Raw genomic sequence first — 16,759 nt, 5'->3', positions numbered from 1 at the left:
TTTTCGAGGCGGTCCCAGGGCCCTAGGACCTAGGGCTTAAGCGGGCCTTTGGGCCTAGGTTTATAACCCAAAGGACCTAATTAACTTTTTTGCTGTAAGGCAAATATTTTTATGATGTTATTTGCTTTTATGCAAATATTTACATATACTTTGTCATGGTTAAAAACCGCTATTTAACCGCGCCCGTGGCCGAGGATCTCAAGGCCAAGATGGTCTTTCTCGGGGGGCCTCGGCAGGTGGGCAAAACCACCTTGGCCAAGGCCCTCGTCGGGGAGTTCTTCAACGACACCGCTTATTTCAACTGGGACAATCGCCAAGACCGCCGCCAAATCATGGCGGCCCAATGGCCCGGCCCGGCCGAGCTCATCATCCTCGATGAGATGCATAAATTCAAGGGCTGGAAGAGCTTCCTCAAGGGTCAATACGACGTCTTCCAGGAAAGATACCGTTTTCTGGTTACCGGAAGCGCCCGCATGGAGATTTATCGCCGAGGTGGAGATTCCTTGCAGGGCCGCTATCACCATTATCGCCTCCATCCCTTTTCCCTGGCCGAGATGAAAAACGCCGACAACGACATAGAGCCCTTCAAGGAGCTTGCCTTGAGCTCCGCGCCGTCGAGCGGCGAATTGCGGGCCCTGGAGCGCTTCGGAGGATTTCCGGAGCCGTTGTTTTCCCAGAACGATCGCAACCTGCGGCGTTGGCACAGCGAGCGGTGCGAGAGGCTTTTTCGCGAGGACATACGCGACGTGGAGCTGGTGCGCGACCTGGGCAAGATGCAGGTCTTGAGCGACATGCTGCCGGCCCGGGTGGGCTCGCTGCTGTCGGCCAACTCGCTTCGCGGGGACCTGGACCTAAGCCACCGGGCCGTTTCCCACTGGCTGGATATTCTCGAATCCTTCTATTATCACTTCCGGGTTTACCCCTTCGCGCGGGGCTCGTTTAGATCCCTTAAGAAGGAGCCCAAACTCTACCTTTGGGACTGGTCGGAGGTCCCAGAGGAGCCGGCGCGGTTCGAAAACCTCGTAGCCTCCCACCTGCTCAAGCTGGTCCATTGGCTGCGCGACCGGGAGGGCTACAAGGCGGCGCTTTTCTTCCTGCGTGACACGGCCAAGCGGGAGGCGGACTTCCTGGTGGCGGTGGATGAAAAGCCCTGGTTCGCGGTGGAGGCCAAGCTCAATGACGAGAACCCATCTCCCCATCTCAAGTATTTCCAGGAAAAGCTGAGTATCCCATTCGTCTACCAGGTCGTCAAAAAAGACGGGATCGACCGCTTCTTAAACGGCGTGCGGATAATCTCCGCGGACAAGCTGCTCTCCGGACTTAAGTAGTTGCTTTCCGACGCCTACTTCCCGGCCGGATCCTCCAGGTGCGGGCCCGGCCCGCCCTGGGGGTTGACCCACTGCAGGGCCGTCCTCTGGGTGGCGCGGTTCCAGTAGACGATCACGTCCTGGCCGTCGCGGCTGGGCTCGTCGATATGGAGGTTGATCCGGGCATGGGGCCTGGCCGTTTCCTTGAGGGGGCTCTTGTCCTGGGCGATGTGGCGGTTGAGGAAGGAGAAGAGCTTCTCGCGGTTGCCAGCGTTGGTGTCCCCACCGAAAACGCCGCTGTCCTCGCTGTTCTTGATCAGCATGGCCATGGCGGCCTTGACCCGGTCCGGGCCGTTCTCGTCGGTATAAACGCGGAGCTCGCTTTTCTTGCCGATCTTGCGCTTGTCGCGCTCCTCCACGAGCCAGCCCACCTTGGAGAATTGGGTGGCCTGCGACTTGCCGGTCTTGGCCAGAAGCCCCTTCTTGGGGAGATAATGGATGGAAACGCCGGAGACGTGAAGCTCCACGTCGGGATGTCCCTGGCGTTTAGCGATGGTAACGCCCTCTCGAATGCTTTCAAGGCTGATGCGGTCCACCCCAGCCGTGGGGTTCTCCACGGTCACTATGGTGACGCGCAACTCGCTGTCGGTCTCGGCAATATTGGCGAGATACCCTTGGCTGGCGAAGAAGCCGTTGCCGTAGAGGCAGTAATAGGTCATCCCGTCGTCGTTGACCCAATACGACCATTTCTTGCCGCCGAAACTGCTGGTGCGCGGGGCTCCGGCGTTGCTGAAGGCCTCGGGGTCGTTGCATTTCTCGATCGGGGTCGCCGAAGAAGGCGCCTGGGACGGGTTCTGCGGATCATTCTTGCCGCCCGCGCCTGGGGCGGGCTTGCCGCCGCCTCCAGGGGCCGGGGGCGGAGTGGTGCCGTTGGGGTCGGGATTAGGCTGGGGATTGCCGCCATCGCCTGGAGTCTCGGGCGGCTGAGTCCCACCATCCGGCGGGGTCTGGGGGTCGCCCGTGTTCTCGCCCTTGGGCGGCGCGGTGAAGTCCTTGGGGTTGTACTCGAACCTCTGCGCCTCACGGTTCCACTGCTGGTAATAGTATTGATCCTTGGTCGGGTCCTTGGGGGATTTCCCAATGAAGCCCAAGGCTTGGGGATCGGTGACGATCTCGACCCCGTTGGCTCCGACCTTGTTGACGTAGGCCATCATGCCGGGGGTATAGCCCGTGCCCGAGAGCTGGCCTGTTTTCTTGTCGGCCTTGTAGTAGAGCCAGGCCCCTTTGGGCCCGCCCTGGCCGAACACCCGGAAATACTGGCCGTTGATCTCCTCAGACCAGCCTTCCTTGGCGATCTGCTCGCGCCGGACGTTGTAGAGGTCGGAGACGCTGGTCTTGATCGTCCATTTGGCCTCGAAGTCCTTGGCCGCTTGGACGGCCTCCTCCCCTGAAAGGCTCTTCGTGGCGTCGGCCTTGGCCTGCTTCATTTGGGCGTCGGGCAAGGTGAAAACCATGTCCCCGTTGGGCTCGAAGACCACCTTGTAGGCGTGGCTGTTGGAGACCCGGTCGTCAATGTGGAAGTTGGCGTCCTCGACGCGCGTGCCGCCCTGGGGGATGGGCAGGCGCCGCCCGAAAATCCCGGGCTTGTGGTCGTCGCCGGGGACCGAGATATCCTCAACATCCACCTTATTGGTCATGACGGGGTAGCCGTCTGCTCCGATGACCACCTCCGTGTACAGCTTGAGCGACACGCGGCGGTAGTCAAAATCCATCTGGCCGTTGGCCTTCTTGCCGTAGGTGCCGGGGATGGGGAGGTAGGCGGTCCGGGCGCCGTTGATGTAGAGGTCATCCACGTTGAGGGGGCGCTTGCTGCCCATGGCGAAGGCGGGCTTCTGGCCGCCGTCCGGGGTGCCGGGCACGGGCTCCTTGTCGCCCTGGAAGTTCTTCTTGATGTTATCCTCGATCTCCTTCTTGACTCTGGGATCATTGAGAAGGGCATGGGCCTGGGAAGCGCCGTCCGTGAAAAAGGCGATCGTCCATTTCGAGGCATCGTCCTTGCCGACATACTGGCCCTTCTGGCCGGGGGCCTTGGCGGCACCCGTCCAATCCGCCATCTTGTTGTCGAAATCGGAGCGGAAGGAAAGCTTGGCGCCGGAGCTCAAGGAGTTCTTGAGCATGACGTTGCCTTGGGCCCAGGAGGGAGCCTCCTTGTCGGCCCCGACCACGAAGTAAAGCTCGGCTTTCGTCATCGGGTCCTTCAAGGCCCCCTTGTCGGATTTCACCAAGGCCTCGATCTCGCCCTTGAGACGCTGGAGGACCTTGCCCTTATCCTTGGCGACCTCGTCGGTGATGTAGCTCTTCTTGTCCTTCCTGGGCTTGGCCGTCAGGTTGAAGAAGCGCTCCGCGATGCTGAGGTTGACGTTATCACGGGTCTTGGGATCTTTCAAGAGCCCGGCCAAGGTATTGATGGGGTTTTCCTGCTTGCCCTCGTCCTTCTTGCCGGTTCCTGTGTCCTTTTTGCCCGGCGCTGGAGGCGCCTGGGGGCCGGGGGAAGCGGGGCCGGGGCTGGCCCCTGCCGGAGCCCCTCCGCCGGGAGAGCCCGCCGGGCCGGCCGCGGGGCCGGAACCGGATAAGGTTTTGGAGGCATAGGCCAGGAATTGGCGCACCTCGTTCTCGCTCTTGCCCGCGTCGAGCATAGCGAGGACGCGGTTCAAGATGCCGTCGCGCTTTTCCTGGCTGGCGGCCTTGAGCTTGCCTGGAAAAGAGCTGTCCTTGCTCTTGGCAACGTAATTCTGCAAGGCCTCGGCCAGGGCCGGCTTGTGATTGGACAGATCCCAAATCTCGTCGGAAACGCCCTCGGGCTTGGCCTCGGGCGTCGGCGCCGGGGCGGGTTTAGGCTTGGGCTTGGCGCCGGGCGTGGCCGGAGCGGGGGCGGGCTTGTCCGGCTTGGCCGCGGGCTCGTCCTTGGGCATCGTGAGCTCCCTGGCCAGGGAGTGGAAGGAGTTCCATCCGCATTTATCGCAGGAGGCCCAATAAACCAGCTTAAATTTATTGCCTTCTTTAAGGCGGATCAGCTTAGGCGCTTTCGCGGCCTCTTCGGCCGTCAACGTCGGCATTTCGGCGCGGCTCTTGTAGCTCTTCTCCCAAAGAGGCGCGGACCTGCCGGGAACGCCGTCGTACCTTTCCTTGGAGCCGTCCTCCGGCTCCGGACCGGACATCAATAGCTTGAGGGCGTCTCGTTCTACATAAAAGAACCGCACCGTGGTGTCGTTATTGTCATTGACGAAGACCGTCGCCATTTTCAGCTTCTGCTCGGAGGAGGCTTTCAGCGGGGCCAAAGCTAAAGCGAGGGAAATCGCAAGGAAGACCTTCAAAAATCGCCTGTCGTTCATACCACTCTCCACAAAGGGGCTTTGGCGCACACGGTCCCATATCATACCCCCGAAGCTCGACCCCGGCAAGGGCCGAAGGTCCTAGCCGCTTCTTAGGACGAAAGGCCTAGACTCGGCCCGAGCCGCAGGTGGAAGGAAACGGCGGCGTCCCTCTGCCTGCGGTCGGCCGTCACGAAGAGCCCGCAGGAGGACTCCAAGGCGCAGGCCACGTGGATGGCGTCCAAGGCGCGCAGGGGCGAGCGCTCCAGGCAGCCGACGGCCCGGCCGATCACGGCCGGCGTCAAGTCCACCACGGTGGCGGCGTCCACGTCGGCGGCGAGCTCGCGCTTGAGCTTGCGGTATTGGGAGGCGGAGAGCCTCCCTTCCCTTTTTAGGCGGGCAAAGCCGGATATGATCTCCGGCACGCACAGGGAGCTCAGGATAATCTCCTCGGCCTCCCGGCAAAGCCTAAGAATCTCCTCGCTGCCCGGCTCCTCGACGTACCTCTTGGCCAAGGCCGAGGAGTCCAGGAAAATCCTCATCAACGCCCTTCCGAGCGGTCCGCGAGGATGGCTCCGCTGAGGGAAACGCCGGAAAGCCTCATCGGGCGGGCGGTTTTCCAACGCTCCCCTCCCGTCCTTCGGGCGGGTATCAGGAAGGCGGCCGGCCTGCCGTGGCGGCAGACCTCGATGGTCTCCCCCCGTTCGACGGCGTCGAAGTACTTCTTGGCCCGGTTTCTCAGCTCGCTGAAGGTGATCGTTGTCATCGGTAAAGTCATTATAATGTACATAATAGTGTCTTGTCAATAGCGGCAGGAATGCAGGCGACTCACTGAGGGTTCTACGTGCAGCGACCCCTCTCTATCGAGAATCTCGCCGCAGCCCCTGCTCGATCCATCTTCGCATCAGCGAATGATAGGGCATATCCATTTTATGGGCCAACACCTTCAATCTATCGATCAGAGCGATCGGCAGTCTTAAAGGAATGGGCCGGCTAGTAGGCCTGAGCTCGGGGAAATGCGCCTTGACGAGCGTGGCCCGATCCACATAGTCCGTTGAATCCGCCTTGGACCAGAACTCGAATTCTTCCTTCTCGCTTCTAAATCTAATTGGAGTTTTTCGCTTCTTCATGGTAAAATTTCTTTTCCTTGCGATTCATATCCCGAGCCGAAATAATCCTAATTTTATTATTCCTCATGGTGAACACAATAAAAAGCGGCCTTTTTTCGTTGCTGACTCCATAAGCTAGTCGTCTTTGTTCTCCATACAGTATTTTGCTTCGATCCACTTCCGCCACAAGAAGCGGCTCGTTAAAAAATATTTCCTCGCTCTCCGCGAAGGAAACTCCATGTTTTTCCCAATTCTTGCGGACATTGTGTTCATCCCACTCAAACCCTTCGCAAGCAAATGCCGTTTCCAATGTATAGTGGGATTATACAGGACTTAAGCCGGCCTGTCAATGGCTCTTCCCAATCTGTCTCGAAATACTCGCCACGATGCACGGGAAGAACGGTAGCGCGCCAACATCGCGGCTCAACGGGAGAGCCGACTAAAACGCAATCTGGGACTCCTTCAATCCTTGATCAAGCGGGCTTAAGCAAAGAAGAATTCCTGGCCTTCTTATAACTGCTGGCTGGAATGCAGGCAACTCACTGGAGGTTCCATGAACAGCGCCCGAGCTTGAGGGCCTGCTCGACTGTGCACCGCCTTCGCCGGCGCCGCGATGCCGAACATAAAACGTAATCCGAAGACTTGACCCCCAATACCGCTCATGTGGCGTGATAGACGCTCTCAAGTGTCAATTACGGATTCAAACCAAGCCCCAAGGCTATACCTCGTCGCTCTATGTCATTGGCGTTAAATTCATTGGTTTTCTTATATCCAGAAATCTCCGCACCCACACTTCTAATACTGCCTTGAGTTTGAGTCATTTGTGTGTCAAATTCTCCCTTGAAGTGCACGCCCCCGTTTGGAAGTGCCGACAACGCCCCAACTTTTTCGCTTATCTTCCTGGCAGTCACGCCCAACTTCTTAGCGTTTACTTTATCATCTTTATCATCTAGAATAGCTTCAAATGTCTTGCCATTCTCTTTAACGACCGCATTTATTTCATTATACTTAGCATTCTCTACAGCTGCCAGCATATTTGTTCTGCGGAATTTCTCATATTGAGCTGTTATTATATCAATCTGTTCGCTTTGCTGTAAGATTTTTGTGTTTAATGCCTCTCCTTGCTTATAATAGCCTTCCAAATCCTTATTCCCAGAAAATTTTTTTTGGAATTCTTGGGCCCTTTTGCCTGCAGCAGTCGCTGCCTCAATATGACTTCCCACTTTTTTAAGAGCATCTCCTAGAGCAGGCAATTCTTTTTTAGCGTTAGCGAGCTTTGCCGAGGTTACTGGCGAATCTGTCTTTGTCATCGCTTTATATGTCACTTGCATCTCATCAATAAGTTTTTTTACAGCAGAGGCCTCCACTGTCAAAGAAACAATTGCCTCTGCAGCAACCTTTACTTCATTCTTTTGTTCTTGAGTTGGAACCGCAGTAGCGGAATCAATTACGCCTAATGCTAAAGACATATCAGCGTCCTTTTTCTCCAAATCCGCCTTTTGGCCATCCTCAATATTAACCAATTGAGTGTGAGCTGCCGTAGCCAAGATCGAAACATCGGTAAGCCTCCTCAACGCCCCATCAGGCTTGCCAATAAGCGTTCTCTCAATTTCCCTAAGCCTCTCTTGAATATTCCAGCCTGGGAGAAGCACCTCTTGTGAATAATCATCGTTATTAGAGGAAACGCAACTTGGGATGGTTCCAGTTTTCCTTGCCCCAGAAAGACCCCAACTTGCGGCGACAAGCTCGCGGATAGCAAGTGCATAATCACTGCCGGCCTTTTGGACATCATTATAAATCACACCAGATTTACCACCAGCTATTTTTTCCTGGGTCCAAAGCGCGAGAGCCTTACAGTCCTCTTCAAAAGTCTTATTAACAGTTTCAGATGAACCAGGATTCATACCGCCAACCGAGGGGTCTGTTTGAGGAGGCCCTTTGGAATCATCGGCATCCCCCGAATCAAGGTAACAGCCTGTAATTTGTGTCCCCCCAACAGAAATTGTGTACTGCCCATCCTTCTTTGCCAAAATACAAGGACTTTTTCGATTTTCCTCAGTATTACAGTTAGGTTTGACTTCATCTTTTTTAAACTTAGAGCCATTTGGACACTTGTAAATCGCTGAAGCTCCCGCCGCGACGCCAGCATCCTTAATCGCGCCCTTCACAAACTCCGCCAACGCATCCGCCGGGGCCATGGCGAGCTTCTCGATGAACTTCTGCTGCAGCTCGATGGGAAACATCTCGCGCTTCTCGCGCTTCTTGAACTCGAGGTCGAGCTCCTTCTCGAGGCGGGATTTCCTGAGGAGGAAATCCAAAGAATCCCCGGTGGACTTGGCAGCCTTGTCCTGGTTCTCCTTGTTACCCTTGTCCTCGCCGCCGCGGCCCTGCTCGCCAGCACCCCCTTGGCCGTCGCTGCCCTGGCCCATGGCGCGGTTGGCGGCCTGCTCGAGCGCGGTGGCCGCGGAACCGCCGCGGTTGAAATCGGTGCCCTGGGAGCCCGCGTTTTTCTTGAGCTCCTCCAAATTGCCCGGATGGCCGCTGGTGAGCCCCCGGGCGCCGGCAGCGCCCTTAAAGCCCTGCACCGGCCGGACGTTGGTCAAGGAGTTGCTTCCCGCCGCCTTGTTGGGGACGTTGGCCGCCGAGATCGGGGCCAAGGAATAGCTCGCCCCGGTCCCTCCGCCGCCTCCGCCGCCCAGGCCCCGCAAGGCCGGCCCCGCGAAATTGATCTTGGGCACGGGCAGGCTCGGCCGGCCCCCGGCCCCGCCGGCCGCGTTGGCCGCGTCCTTTAAGGTCTTCTTCCAGTCATCCTTGGGCGGAGCCTCCGAGGGCGGGGGTGTCACGGCACCCGCCGGGGGCTGCTGGGTGGCTCCTGGGCCCAGGACCAAGGCGGAAGGGTCGCGCACGTTCAAGGGGGTGATGACGTCCGAGCCCCCGCCCACCAGGTTCCCCGGGGAAAGCCCGGTGATCCCCGGCTCGTAGGGAGATCCCCCCTTGCCAAAGCCCCCGACCCCGTCCCGGAATCCCCAACCCTCCTTGAAGGCCCCGTTTTCGTTCGACGGGCTCATGAGGAAATGCTCGGCCAAGGGCGCCATGAGAAGAACGCCCAAGCCCGCCAAAATGAAGGCTAAATCTTTCTTCTTGAAAGATTTGAGGCGCTCGCTCAAGGTGCTCCCGCCGAGGCCGAAGCCCTTGAAGCGGGAGGTGGAGGGATTGGTCGCGTCCTTGAGGGAAGGGATCTGGGGAGCGCCTCCCGGAACGCCGGGCTTGGTGGAGCCCTTCAAAGAGGGAAGGGGCAGCCCGGTCTTTTTCTCTTCCTTGTCCTTCTCTTTGTCGTCCATGAGAGTCTCCCGCTACCGCCGGCTCGTCCAAGACTCGGGGGCGGGCACGCCCATGAATGGCCGGCTCACCCCCGATATGAAAGTCCCGTCGAAATGCCGCCCTCCCGAGGCCGCGCCGAACTCGAGCGCGCCGGAAAGCCCCCGGCCGCCGCGGTAAGGCATGTTCAAGGCCACCAGGCTTCGGAGCTGCCTCAAGCTCCGGTGCCGGCCGAGGTCGAAGCGGCCGGCTTGAAGCGGGCTGTTGCGGTAAATCAGCGGCCGGCTGGGCTTGGAGGAATCCCCGGCCAGGTCCAGGTAGACGAAGGAATCGAAATCTCGCTTGTCCTCGGGGTCCGCAGCACGGATCCCCGGTTTCTCCTCCTTGACTGCGCTCGCCTTAACCATCTCGGTGGAGTTCGGGGACAAGGGCGCTTTAACGGATGAGGGGCGAAAGCTCGAGGACGCTCCCGCCCGGGCCGCCTGGCGCCTCTCCTGCGCGGCCTTGAAAGCCTGGGCCACCTGGCTTTGCGCGGGGCGCGTGAACCACAAGCGGGAGAGCGCGTTCAAGGTCCAGTCCGGCGGGGAGAACATGAGGGCCATGGCCAGGCCCAGCAAGGCCCAAAGCGCGCGCCGCGACCCCGGGGAGTCCTCCCTGGACTGGGTGGCGTTCTGCTTCTTCTGCCGGTCAAAAAATGTCGACATGGCTGGGCTTATTCAAAATCCAAAATAGTGTAATAGGCCCTCATAAAATTGTCAATAGAATCGGGACTTTTTAACCAAATTTAAACAATCCCCCGCCGCTCCTCGGGAACCTTTTCGCGGCCCCGCTCGTATAGATGTAAAGGCCTCTTTTAGGCCTGGAAATAAAAATGCTAGATTCAGCCAATGGGAGCCGAGCTTATGGAAGCGATCACGAAGAAGGACCTGGAAAGTCTTGAGGGCAACATCCTCCGAGAGCTTGGCCGTTTTTCAACGAAAGAGGATGCGAAGCAGTTCGCGACTAAAGAAGACTTGAAGCAATTCGCGACGAAGGAGGACATCAGCGATTTGGAACGGAGAACCAGACGCATGGCCGTGGAAATTTCCATTATCAAGGGGGGCATGTTCGATCTAAAAAACTCTCTGCTTGAAGCAATGATGGCCACTGCCGATCGCATTTTATCCTCCCAGGATAAATCCGCCGCCAGACTGGAATCCAACAACAGAGATGTCATTCTCCACGGAAACAAACTGACGCGGCACCAGGACATTCTGGATCACCATTAGAAACGAATCGAAATTCTTGAGGAGGAACAGGCCCATGAAAAACAACCAAGCTGATTTCACGAATAAAGAATCAGCCCTCCTGCACAAAGCATTGAAGAGAAAGAGCTGGTCTGATTTCTACTTCACCGGCTGGCCGTTGCCCTAGATTTGGCAGGTTGAGGTTTCATGGGCACATTATCCTGCCGTCCTTGTCTTCGATACAATAGCTTGACCCCTGCTCTTCCTCCACGGCCTTCTTGACGTTGGTCTTGGGCTGCTGCTGCTGCTCGGCTTGGCAGGCGTCGGGGTCGGTGCCGTTGGCCACGGCCTGGTCGATGCAGGACTTCATGATCTCGCCCTGCTTGGACTGATTCTCCATGTTGGCGAGCTGCCCGGCGATCTGCTTGCCTTTCTCTCCCATCTGCTTGCTTTGGTTCAACATCATCATGGCCATGAGGAGCATGGCCGCACCCGCGGCGATGAGCGCCCAGCCGACCCCTGCGGCAAATCCCGTGGCGACCAAGGCAATGCCGATGGCGATCAAGGCGAGACCCATCATCATCATCATGGTGCCCTGATTCTTCAGCTTGGCCGCCTCCTTGGCCGCGTTCTTGGCCGCGTCAGCCAACTGCTGGTACTGGGGCTGGTCGTTGTAAGTCGGCATGGGCGGAGACACGACGTCGGGAGCGCCGCCGGCGGACGGACCTCCCCCTCCCGCGGCGTTGGGGCTCACGACCTTGTCCGAGGGCCCCGCGATGGAACTCCCTCCTCCTTGAGGAGTCGCGGATTGATCAAAGGCGTCGGCGGCGCTGGTCCTGGCCGCGTCCCCGGTTCCCGCGCTAAGGCCTTGGCCCGAGAGGGTCCTGGCGAGCTTCAACTGCCCTATCGCGCGCGGCGAGAACCCCCGCCCGGCCTTCGTCGCCCGGCCCGCGGAAATCCTGGACGCTCGGGCCATGGACGTGGTCTTGCGGCTGAGGGAAACCCTGGGGACGGCCGGGCCTGACGGAGTTTTGAGGCTAAACTTGGGGGCGCTGGAATTGTTGAAGATGCTCTTGTCGCCGAAGACACCGCTCATGCCGGTGCTGAGCTTTCCCAAGGTCTGCCCGAATCTGTCCCGGAGGCTCTGGGGAAGCTTGGAGCCCTGATTGCGCCCCTCGGCCTGCATGTTTTCCCCTTCCGGGTTTTGAGCTGTGACCTCTTCCTTGGCCGGCTCGTTTTGCGGCGGAGCCGGGGCCTGCTGCCCGTCGTCGAACTTGAGCTCGCCCTTGGCGCCCTGGGCCGCGTAATCCATGGAGCCGCCGCCCGGCCCTCGGACCTTCAAGGAGGAGCCGGGCGCCCCCAGCTCAAGCCCTCCCCCGGCGCCGGCCTGGGCGGCGCCCCTCTGGAGAGCCTTGTAAGCCGCGATCCCGCCGGCCACCAGCATCGCCGCCATAAGGGCCAAAATCGCCTTGCCGGCCAAGGTCCCCGCCAGCCGCCCGAAAATCCCGGCAAGCCCGCCCCAGAAGCCGACCGCCCCGCTTTCCGCCACGGCCCCGGCGGCCACGGAGCGCGCGGCCGCGCTCGCGGCGGCACCCGCCGCCCCGCGGGAAAGCCCCAGCCCCCCCGAGGGTCCGCCCGGCGCTCCGCGCCACGAGGCCTTCCCTTTAAGCCAGCGCCACCAAAAGCCGGCCTTCTTCTTTTCTTCCTTCTCTTTCTTCTTAAAGTCGGGGATGTCGGCTTCTGACATATCAACCAAATAGGCTCGCGGCCCCCCCGAGGCCGCCCAAGGCGCCGGCGCCCATGGCCGTATAAATAGCTGTATTATTAATTTGAATAAATTGTTCACTCTCCAACTGAAATTTATTAGCTGTTTCCATACCACCAAAAGCAACCCACGCTGCCGCAGCAGTCGTAATAGCTCCGAGTCCAGTCAGCAATGCCCCCTGTTTTGATTGCCCCTGGCCCATAATCATAAGTCCCATCAATGTTGCAATGCCTGCGAGACCAGTCGCAATCATTGCCAAAGTCTTAGCCATTTTAAGAGTAGCTACAGCCACAACTTGTGCACCTGGGACAGTTGAGGCTCTTTTAGCGATTTCCACCAAAATACCAGCCACCAGCAGCAATAAGCCAGCCAACATCAACATCGCCGCCGCGGTCTTGATCAGCCCCTGCCACGGCGTCACGTTCTTCTTGCCCACCGCCGGGGCCGGCGCTAACTCCTCGGCCTGGGGTGCGTTGCCCGTCTCCGTGGGTTGTCCCCCGCTCGGGCTGTTGACCCCGGTCCCTCCCGTGCCGCTCCCGGGGCCTTGTATCCCGGCTCCGGTCCCGGCACCCGCCCCGGTGATCCCGGAATTGGCCGCGGGCTGGTTCTCGAAAGCGTTGGTCGCCCGCGCGCTGCTGTTGTCCAAGGGCCCCGAGCGCGCGGCCACGGATTGACCGAAGGCCCGGTTGAGCTGGCGCGCCGCCAAGGTCTTGCCACGGGCAGAGCCCACGTTCGCCGCTCGGGCCGAGGCCCGCCCGGCCTTCGTCGCCCGAGCGAAGTTACCGGTCTTGGACGGCGCCGGAGCCTTGACGCTCAGCTTCGGCGCCGAGAAGGCCTGGCCGATCCCCCCTGACATCCCTCCTCCTCCTAAGCCAGAGCCTAGGCTCTTGCTGAGCTCCCCAAGCTTCTTGCCGCCAAGGGGGCCTTTGTTCTCCCCGGCAGCGCCTGGAGCACCTGCGGCTCCCGCAGCGGCCAAAGCCGCGGGGTCTACTCCCCCAGGGGTCGCCTCCGGAGCCGGAGGAGGCTCCCCCGACTGGGCTTGCGCCTCCTTCTCGGCCGCGGCCTTGGCCGCGGCTTCGGCGGCCGCCGCCTCCGCCGCGCGCTGCTCCGGGGTTTTGCCGTCTAGGCTTCCGGTCACGTAGCCCATCGAATTGGGGATGCTATGGGTGTTCTTGGGAAGATTGGAGAGGTCCCCTTCGTATTTCCCTTTATCGCTGGCGAAGAGCTTGGGCTTCCGCCCGGCCTCGAAGGCCCCCTCGTTGGGGGCGAGCTGCTTGCCAATGCCGTAGGCCCCCGCCCCCAGCGCGGCTACCAGGAGGGCCACCGCGACCTTGCCGCCCACCGTGGCCAGAAACGCCGCCAGGCCGCCCCCGCCGGCCGCAGAGCCCGCCCCGCCCGTGGCCAAGGCCCCAGCGCCCTTCCCGGCGGAGCCGAACCAAAGCGGCAGGCCGCCTTTCTTCTTCCCGCGCTCCTTGCCGACCTTGGCCAGCTTGAACTGCGGCACCTCCACCTCGGGGTTAGCCATGCGTGTCAGTTTAGCCCTGGCCCTAGTTTTTGTCAATACGCGGCGGGACTTATTACCATTTTTTTATTTAGGCAATTATTGGCATAATTATAGCGGTGACCAAGGAAGAATTCGCCGCCCAATGCGAACAGGCCGCCGCCGTCGCCAAGGATCTCCCCCTCAGCTCGACCGTGCTCGCTTATCTCGCGGCGGAGCTTAAAAAGGGAGATCCGCTGTGGTGGAGGGAAACCGCCAAGGCCTGGCGGAACAGGAATTTCGCAACCTGGACCGAGGCTTGGAGCCTGCTCCTGGCCGCGATTCACTTCGAGGCTCTCAACAGCGAGGACAGCCCTTTTACCGAGTGCTTTCCCTCCTGCGGAGGGGCCGCCTCCGACCCCAGGCCGGCCCTCGCGGAGTTCCTGGCCAAGCCGCCCGCCTCCTTCTTCGAAAACCTCCGAACGGCCGAGCGCCGGGTGTATTCCGCGTTGCGGGCCGGGCAATGGCTGGTTCCGGCCCAAAAATTCTTTCAAGAAAGAGCGCTGCCCTTCTATATCGTGGAAGTCAACGCCGGGGCGGGCTTGAACCTCGCCTCCGACATCATTACCCCCCAGGAAGGCTTCGACTCGACTATGATCCAAGCCCGCATAGGCCTCGATCCCAACCCACTCAGCCTCGACAACATCTCCCATCGCCGCTGGCTCACCGCAGCCCATTGGCCGGACCACATGCCCGCCATCGAGGAGCTCGACCAAGCCATCGCGATCGCAGGAGCCAAACTCCAGGAAGAACAAGACTTCATCCAGTTGGAAGCCTGCCCACCCGAGCTAGCCCCCAAATTCATCGCCAAGAACATCCCCGCAGAGGAAGGCTTGGGTTTGCTCGTCCTAAACATAGGAGTAATCTCCCGAATGACAGACAAAGTTTTTTCAGCCTATACCAAGGATATGTCTGATATGCTTCAGCCTTGGGGAAACCGGGGGCTCTGGGTCGAGGTCGAGAATTCACGGGCGAGTTATAATCTCGCCAAATATCAGATACTGCTGGGACGAATCTTAGAAGGAAACCTGAAGGGGCAACTCTTGGGCGAGCTTTTCGGCACCGAACTTAAATATCATCCGCCCGGACTAGCCTTTCTCGCCGTGCATGACCAAGCAGTCAAGGAGTAAAAGGCCTGGGTGGGGCATTCGGGGGCGAGGGAGCGACAGGACCAAGCGGCCCCGGCGCGGGCATTGCGTAGGCGTGTCCATTGAAGTATTCAACGGGTGCCCATCGTTGTCCAGTCCACATCATGCCGTCTCCCGGCCTTATCTGGCCGGGATAAAAATTCGTTCCATTCCACGATGTTGCCGCCCGTCCTGGTTCCATGGCAAGCTGCGATCCTTCAACTGCATTAGATGGGGGAGGTTCGAAACCCTCAGGAAATCCATTCTGATCAACAATTGATGCCGTGTTATCCGGCGCCGCTGTCGAATCAGGCAGTCCCGCCGTTTGCTCATTTGGCGGTATGCGTCCACTATCCGCGCCAGTTTGAGCAACCTTCGTTCCGTCCGCTCCAGGAGGTGGTTTTGTTTTAGTCGGGTCATTGATCGCATCCTGCGATGGTTTTTCATCACCACTAAGAGCCGTATAAACCGCTACCGCCGTTAAAATTCCTGCTGTTACGGTCAATATCAGCCCCTGCGATGTTGCCCCCATCCCAATGATCATCATACCCATGATGGTCGCGATACCGGCTAGGGCCGCAGCGGCCCAGGCCAGATAAAGAGCGATTTGCTTGCCCCATTGTGTCTTGCCGATCAAAGCCGCGATGCTTAACAATAGTCCTGCCGCTAGAAGCAGCTTGCTGGCAATATCAAGGAGATTCTTCCAAGGCGTCTTGTCCTTGGCCTTGACCGGAGGGGCTCCCGGCAATTCCTCGGCCGGGCCTTCCTGCCCCGCCGGGCCGTAGCCGGCCTCGCTCGGCTGGCTATTCGGGTCCGAGGACCCGCCGCCCGCTCCGGCGCCGCCGCCTTGAGAGCCTTGGGCAAGCCCCCCGCCTCCCGAGCTTGTTCCAGCGCCTCCTATCTTGGTCCCCGCTCCGCCGATCACCGAGTTGGCCGCGGGAGCGTTCTCGAAAGCGTTCGTGGCCTGCGCCGAGCCCTGCTCCAACGGCCCCCCTCGGGCGGCCATGGAGTGCCCGAAAGCTTTCCTCAACTGCTTGCCGGCCAAGGTGTTCCCTCCGCCTCTGGCCCGGACGGCCCGCGCCGCCGAGCGCCCCACCGCGTTGGATCTGGCGAATCCTCCGGTATTGGAGCCCGAACCGCCTCCCTTAACCTTGGGGGCGCGGAGAGCGGACTGGAAGCCTTGGCCCACCCCTCCGGAAAGCGCCCCCCCCGCCCAGCTTGCACCCATGTCCTTATTGAACTGGCCCAGTTGGCCCAAGGCCTTGCCGGAGAGGGGATCCCGACCCCTGGCAACCACGGAGCCCGCGGCGGCGGCCAAGGCCGCGGGGTCGAGGCCGGCGCCTCCCCGGGATCCCGATTTAGCGCCGTCGCCGTCGGCCCGGGCTTGGGCCTCTTTCTCGGCCGCGGCCTTGGCCGCCGCCTCCGCCGCGCGCTGCTCCGGGGTTTTGCCGTCCAAACTTTCGCTCACGTAGCCCACAGATCCAGTCCGCCCGCCGCCTCCCAAGACCGCCCTGGAGGAAGAAGAACTCCCCGTCCCGCCGCCGGCGGATTTATCTATGGAAAAAGGCTTGATCCGGTCGGAGTCGAAGGTCGCGCGGGAGGAGAAAAACTCGGACACCCCATAAGCACCGACCCCGAGGGCCGCCACGGCAAAGATGATCAGGACCTTGCCGCCAAAACCCCCGAGGAGCCCGGAAAGCCCCGCTCCGCCCCAGCCCGAGGAGCCCGCGCTAACGCCGCCTCCCCCCATCCCGAACAAGCCGGAAACCCGGCCGCCGGACCCGGCAAGCAGCGGGACGCCTCCTTTTTTGCGTTCTTTATTGGCCCCGACCTTGGCGAGCTTGCGCGCGGGGATATCCGGCTCCTGGTCGCCCATCGCGCAAGGTTAACCCCGAAATCATTGACTTGTCAATAGTTTTGGCGCCGATTACCGCATTTTTACTGGAGGAAGAGGGAACTTTTCAGGCCCCTCGGTCCTATATATAGCGAGGGCGGA

The 16,759-nt window shown here is 60.1% G+C and carries 13 protein-coding genes; 3 read left to right on the top strand and 10 right to left on the bottom strand.

Annotated elements, in window-relative coordinates; genetic code table 11:
* Positions 1-155 precede the first annotated feature (155 nt).
* The gene (locus HY921_09340; protein ID MBI5631075.1) at positions 156-1,328 is read left to right on the top strand and encodes an ATP-binding protein; all 1,173 of its coding nucleotides are present in this window, start codon (positions 156-158) and stop codon (positions 1,326-1,328) included.
* Positions 1,329-1,342: 14 nt separating this feature from the next.
* On the opposite strand, the gene HY921_09335 is transcribed toward HY921_09340, so the two are convergent.
* The 7 genes from HY921_09335 to HY921_09305 form a co-directional block, all read right to left on the bottom strand.
* Positions 1,343-4,699, bottom strand: a complete 3,357-nt coding sequence (locus tag HY921_09335) for a hypothetical protein (GenBank protein ID MBI5631074.1) — start codon at positions 4,697-4,699, stop codon at positions 1,343-1,345.
* A 92-nt stretch (positions 4,700-4,791) separates the two neighbouring features.
* Positions 4,792-5,220: a type II toxin-antitoxin system VapC family toxin gene (locus HY921_09330; protein ID MBI5631073.1), complete on the bottom strand. Its 429-nt coding sequence runs from the start codon at positions 5,218-5,220 to the stop codon at positions 4,792-4,794.
* The gene (locus HY921_09325) at positions 5,220-5,444 is read right to left on the bottom strand and encodes a type II toxin-antitoxin system Phd/YefM family antitoxin (GenBank protein ID MBI5631072.1); all 225 of its coding nucleotides are present in this window, start codon (positions 5,442-5,444) and stop codon (positions 5,220-5,222) included. Before HY921_09325 ends, HY921_09330 begins: the two co-directional genes overlap by 1 nt.
* Positions 5,445-5,538: 94 nt before the next feature.
* Positions 5,539-5,808: a BrnA antitoxin family protein gene (locus tag HY921_09320; GenBank protein MBI5631071.1), complete on the bottom strand. Its 270-nt coding sequence runs from the start codon at positions 5,806-5,808 to the stop codon at positions 5,539-5,541.
* A complete protein-coding gene (locus tag HY921_09315) occupies positions 5,783-6,097 on the bottom strand; it encodes a BrnT family toxin (GenBank protein ID MBI5631070.1) in 315 nt (104 codons plus the stop codon). Before HY921_09315 ends, HY921_09320 begins: the two co-directional genes overlap by 26 nt.
* Before the next feature lie 382 nt (positions 6,098-6,479).
* Positions 6,480-9,128, bottom strand: coding sequence for a hypothetical protein (locus HY921_09310; protein MBI5631069.1), 2,649 nt, complete (start codon positions 9,126-9,128; stop codon positions 6,480-6,482).
* Between the two features lie 12 nt (positions 9,129-9,140).
* On the bottom strand, positions 9,141-9,809 hold the full coding sequence (locus HY921_09305; GenBank protein ID MBI5631068.1) for a hypothetical protein: 669 nt from the start codon (positions 9,807-9,809) through the stop codon (positions 9,141-9,143).
* A 198-nt stretch (positions 9,810-10,007) separates the two neighbouring features.
* Here HY921_09305 and HY921_09300 point away from each other — a divergent pair, with 198 nt between their 5' ends.
* Positions 10,008-10,373, top strand: a complete 366-nt coding sequence (locus HY921_09300) for a hypothetical protein (GenBank protein ID MBI5631067.1) — start codon at positions 10,008-10,010, stop codon at positions 10,371-10,373.
* A gap of 163 nt (positions 10,374-10,536) precedes the next feature.
* Here HY921_09300 and HY921_09295 read toward each other — a convergent pair whose 3' ends face one another.
* Positions 10,537-12,078 (bottom strand): hypothetical protein, encoded by a 1,542-nt coding sequence (locus HY921_09295; GenBank protein MBI5631066.1) that lies wholly within the window; start codon positions 12,076-12,078, stop codon positions 10,537-10,539.
* A 1-nt stretch (position 12,079) separates the two neighbouring features.
* Complete coding sequence (locus tag HY921_09290) at positions 12,080-13,621, bottom strand: hypothetical protein (GenBank protein MBI5631065.1); 1,542 nt, start codon at positions 13,619-13,621, stop codon at positions 12,080-12,082.
* 95 nt (positions 13,622-13,716) lie between these two features.
* Between HY921_09290 and HY921_09285 the strand changes: the two genes are divergently transcribed.
* Complete coding sequence (locus HY921_09285; GenBank protein ID MBI5631064.1) at positions 13,717-14,766, top strand: DUF2332 family protein; 1,050 nt, start codon at positions 13,717-13,719, stop codon at positions 14,764-14,766.
* Here HY921_09285 and HY921_09280 read toward each other — a convergent pair.
* The gene (locus HY921_09280) at positions 14,756-16,639 is read right to left on the bottom strand and encodes a hypothetical protein (protein ID MBI5631063.1); all 1,884 of its coding nucleotides are present in this window, start codon (positions 16,637-16,639) and stop codon (positions 14,756-14,758) included. The genes HY921_09285 and HY921_09280 overlap by 11 nt on opposite strands.
* Positions 16,640-16,759: the final 120 nt, after the last annotated feature.

Source organism: Elusimicrobiota bacterium (genome assembly GCA_016218575.1).
GTDB lineage: Bacteria > Elusimicrobiota > Elusimicrobia > UBA1565 > UBA9628 > JACRDN01.
Note: the sequence above shows the minus strand (reverse complement) of the source record. Positions and strands in the feature narration are given on the sequence as shown.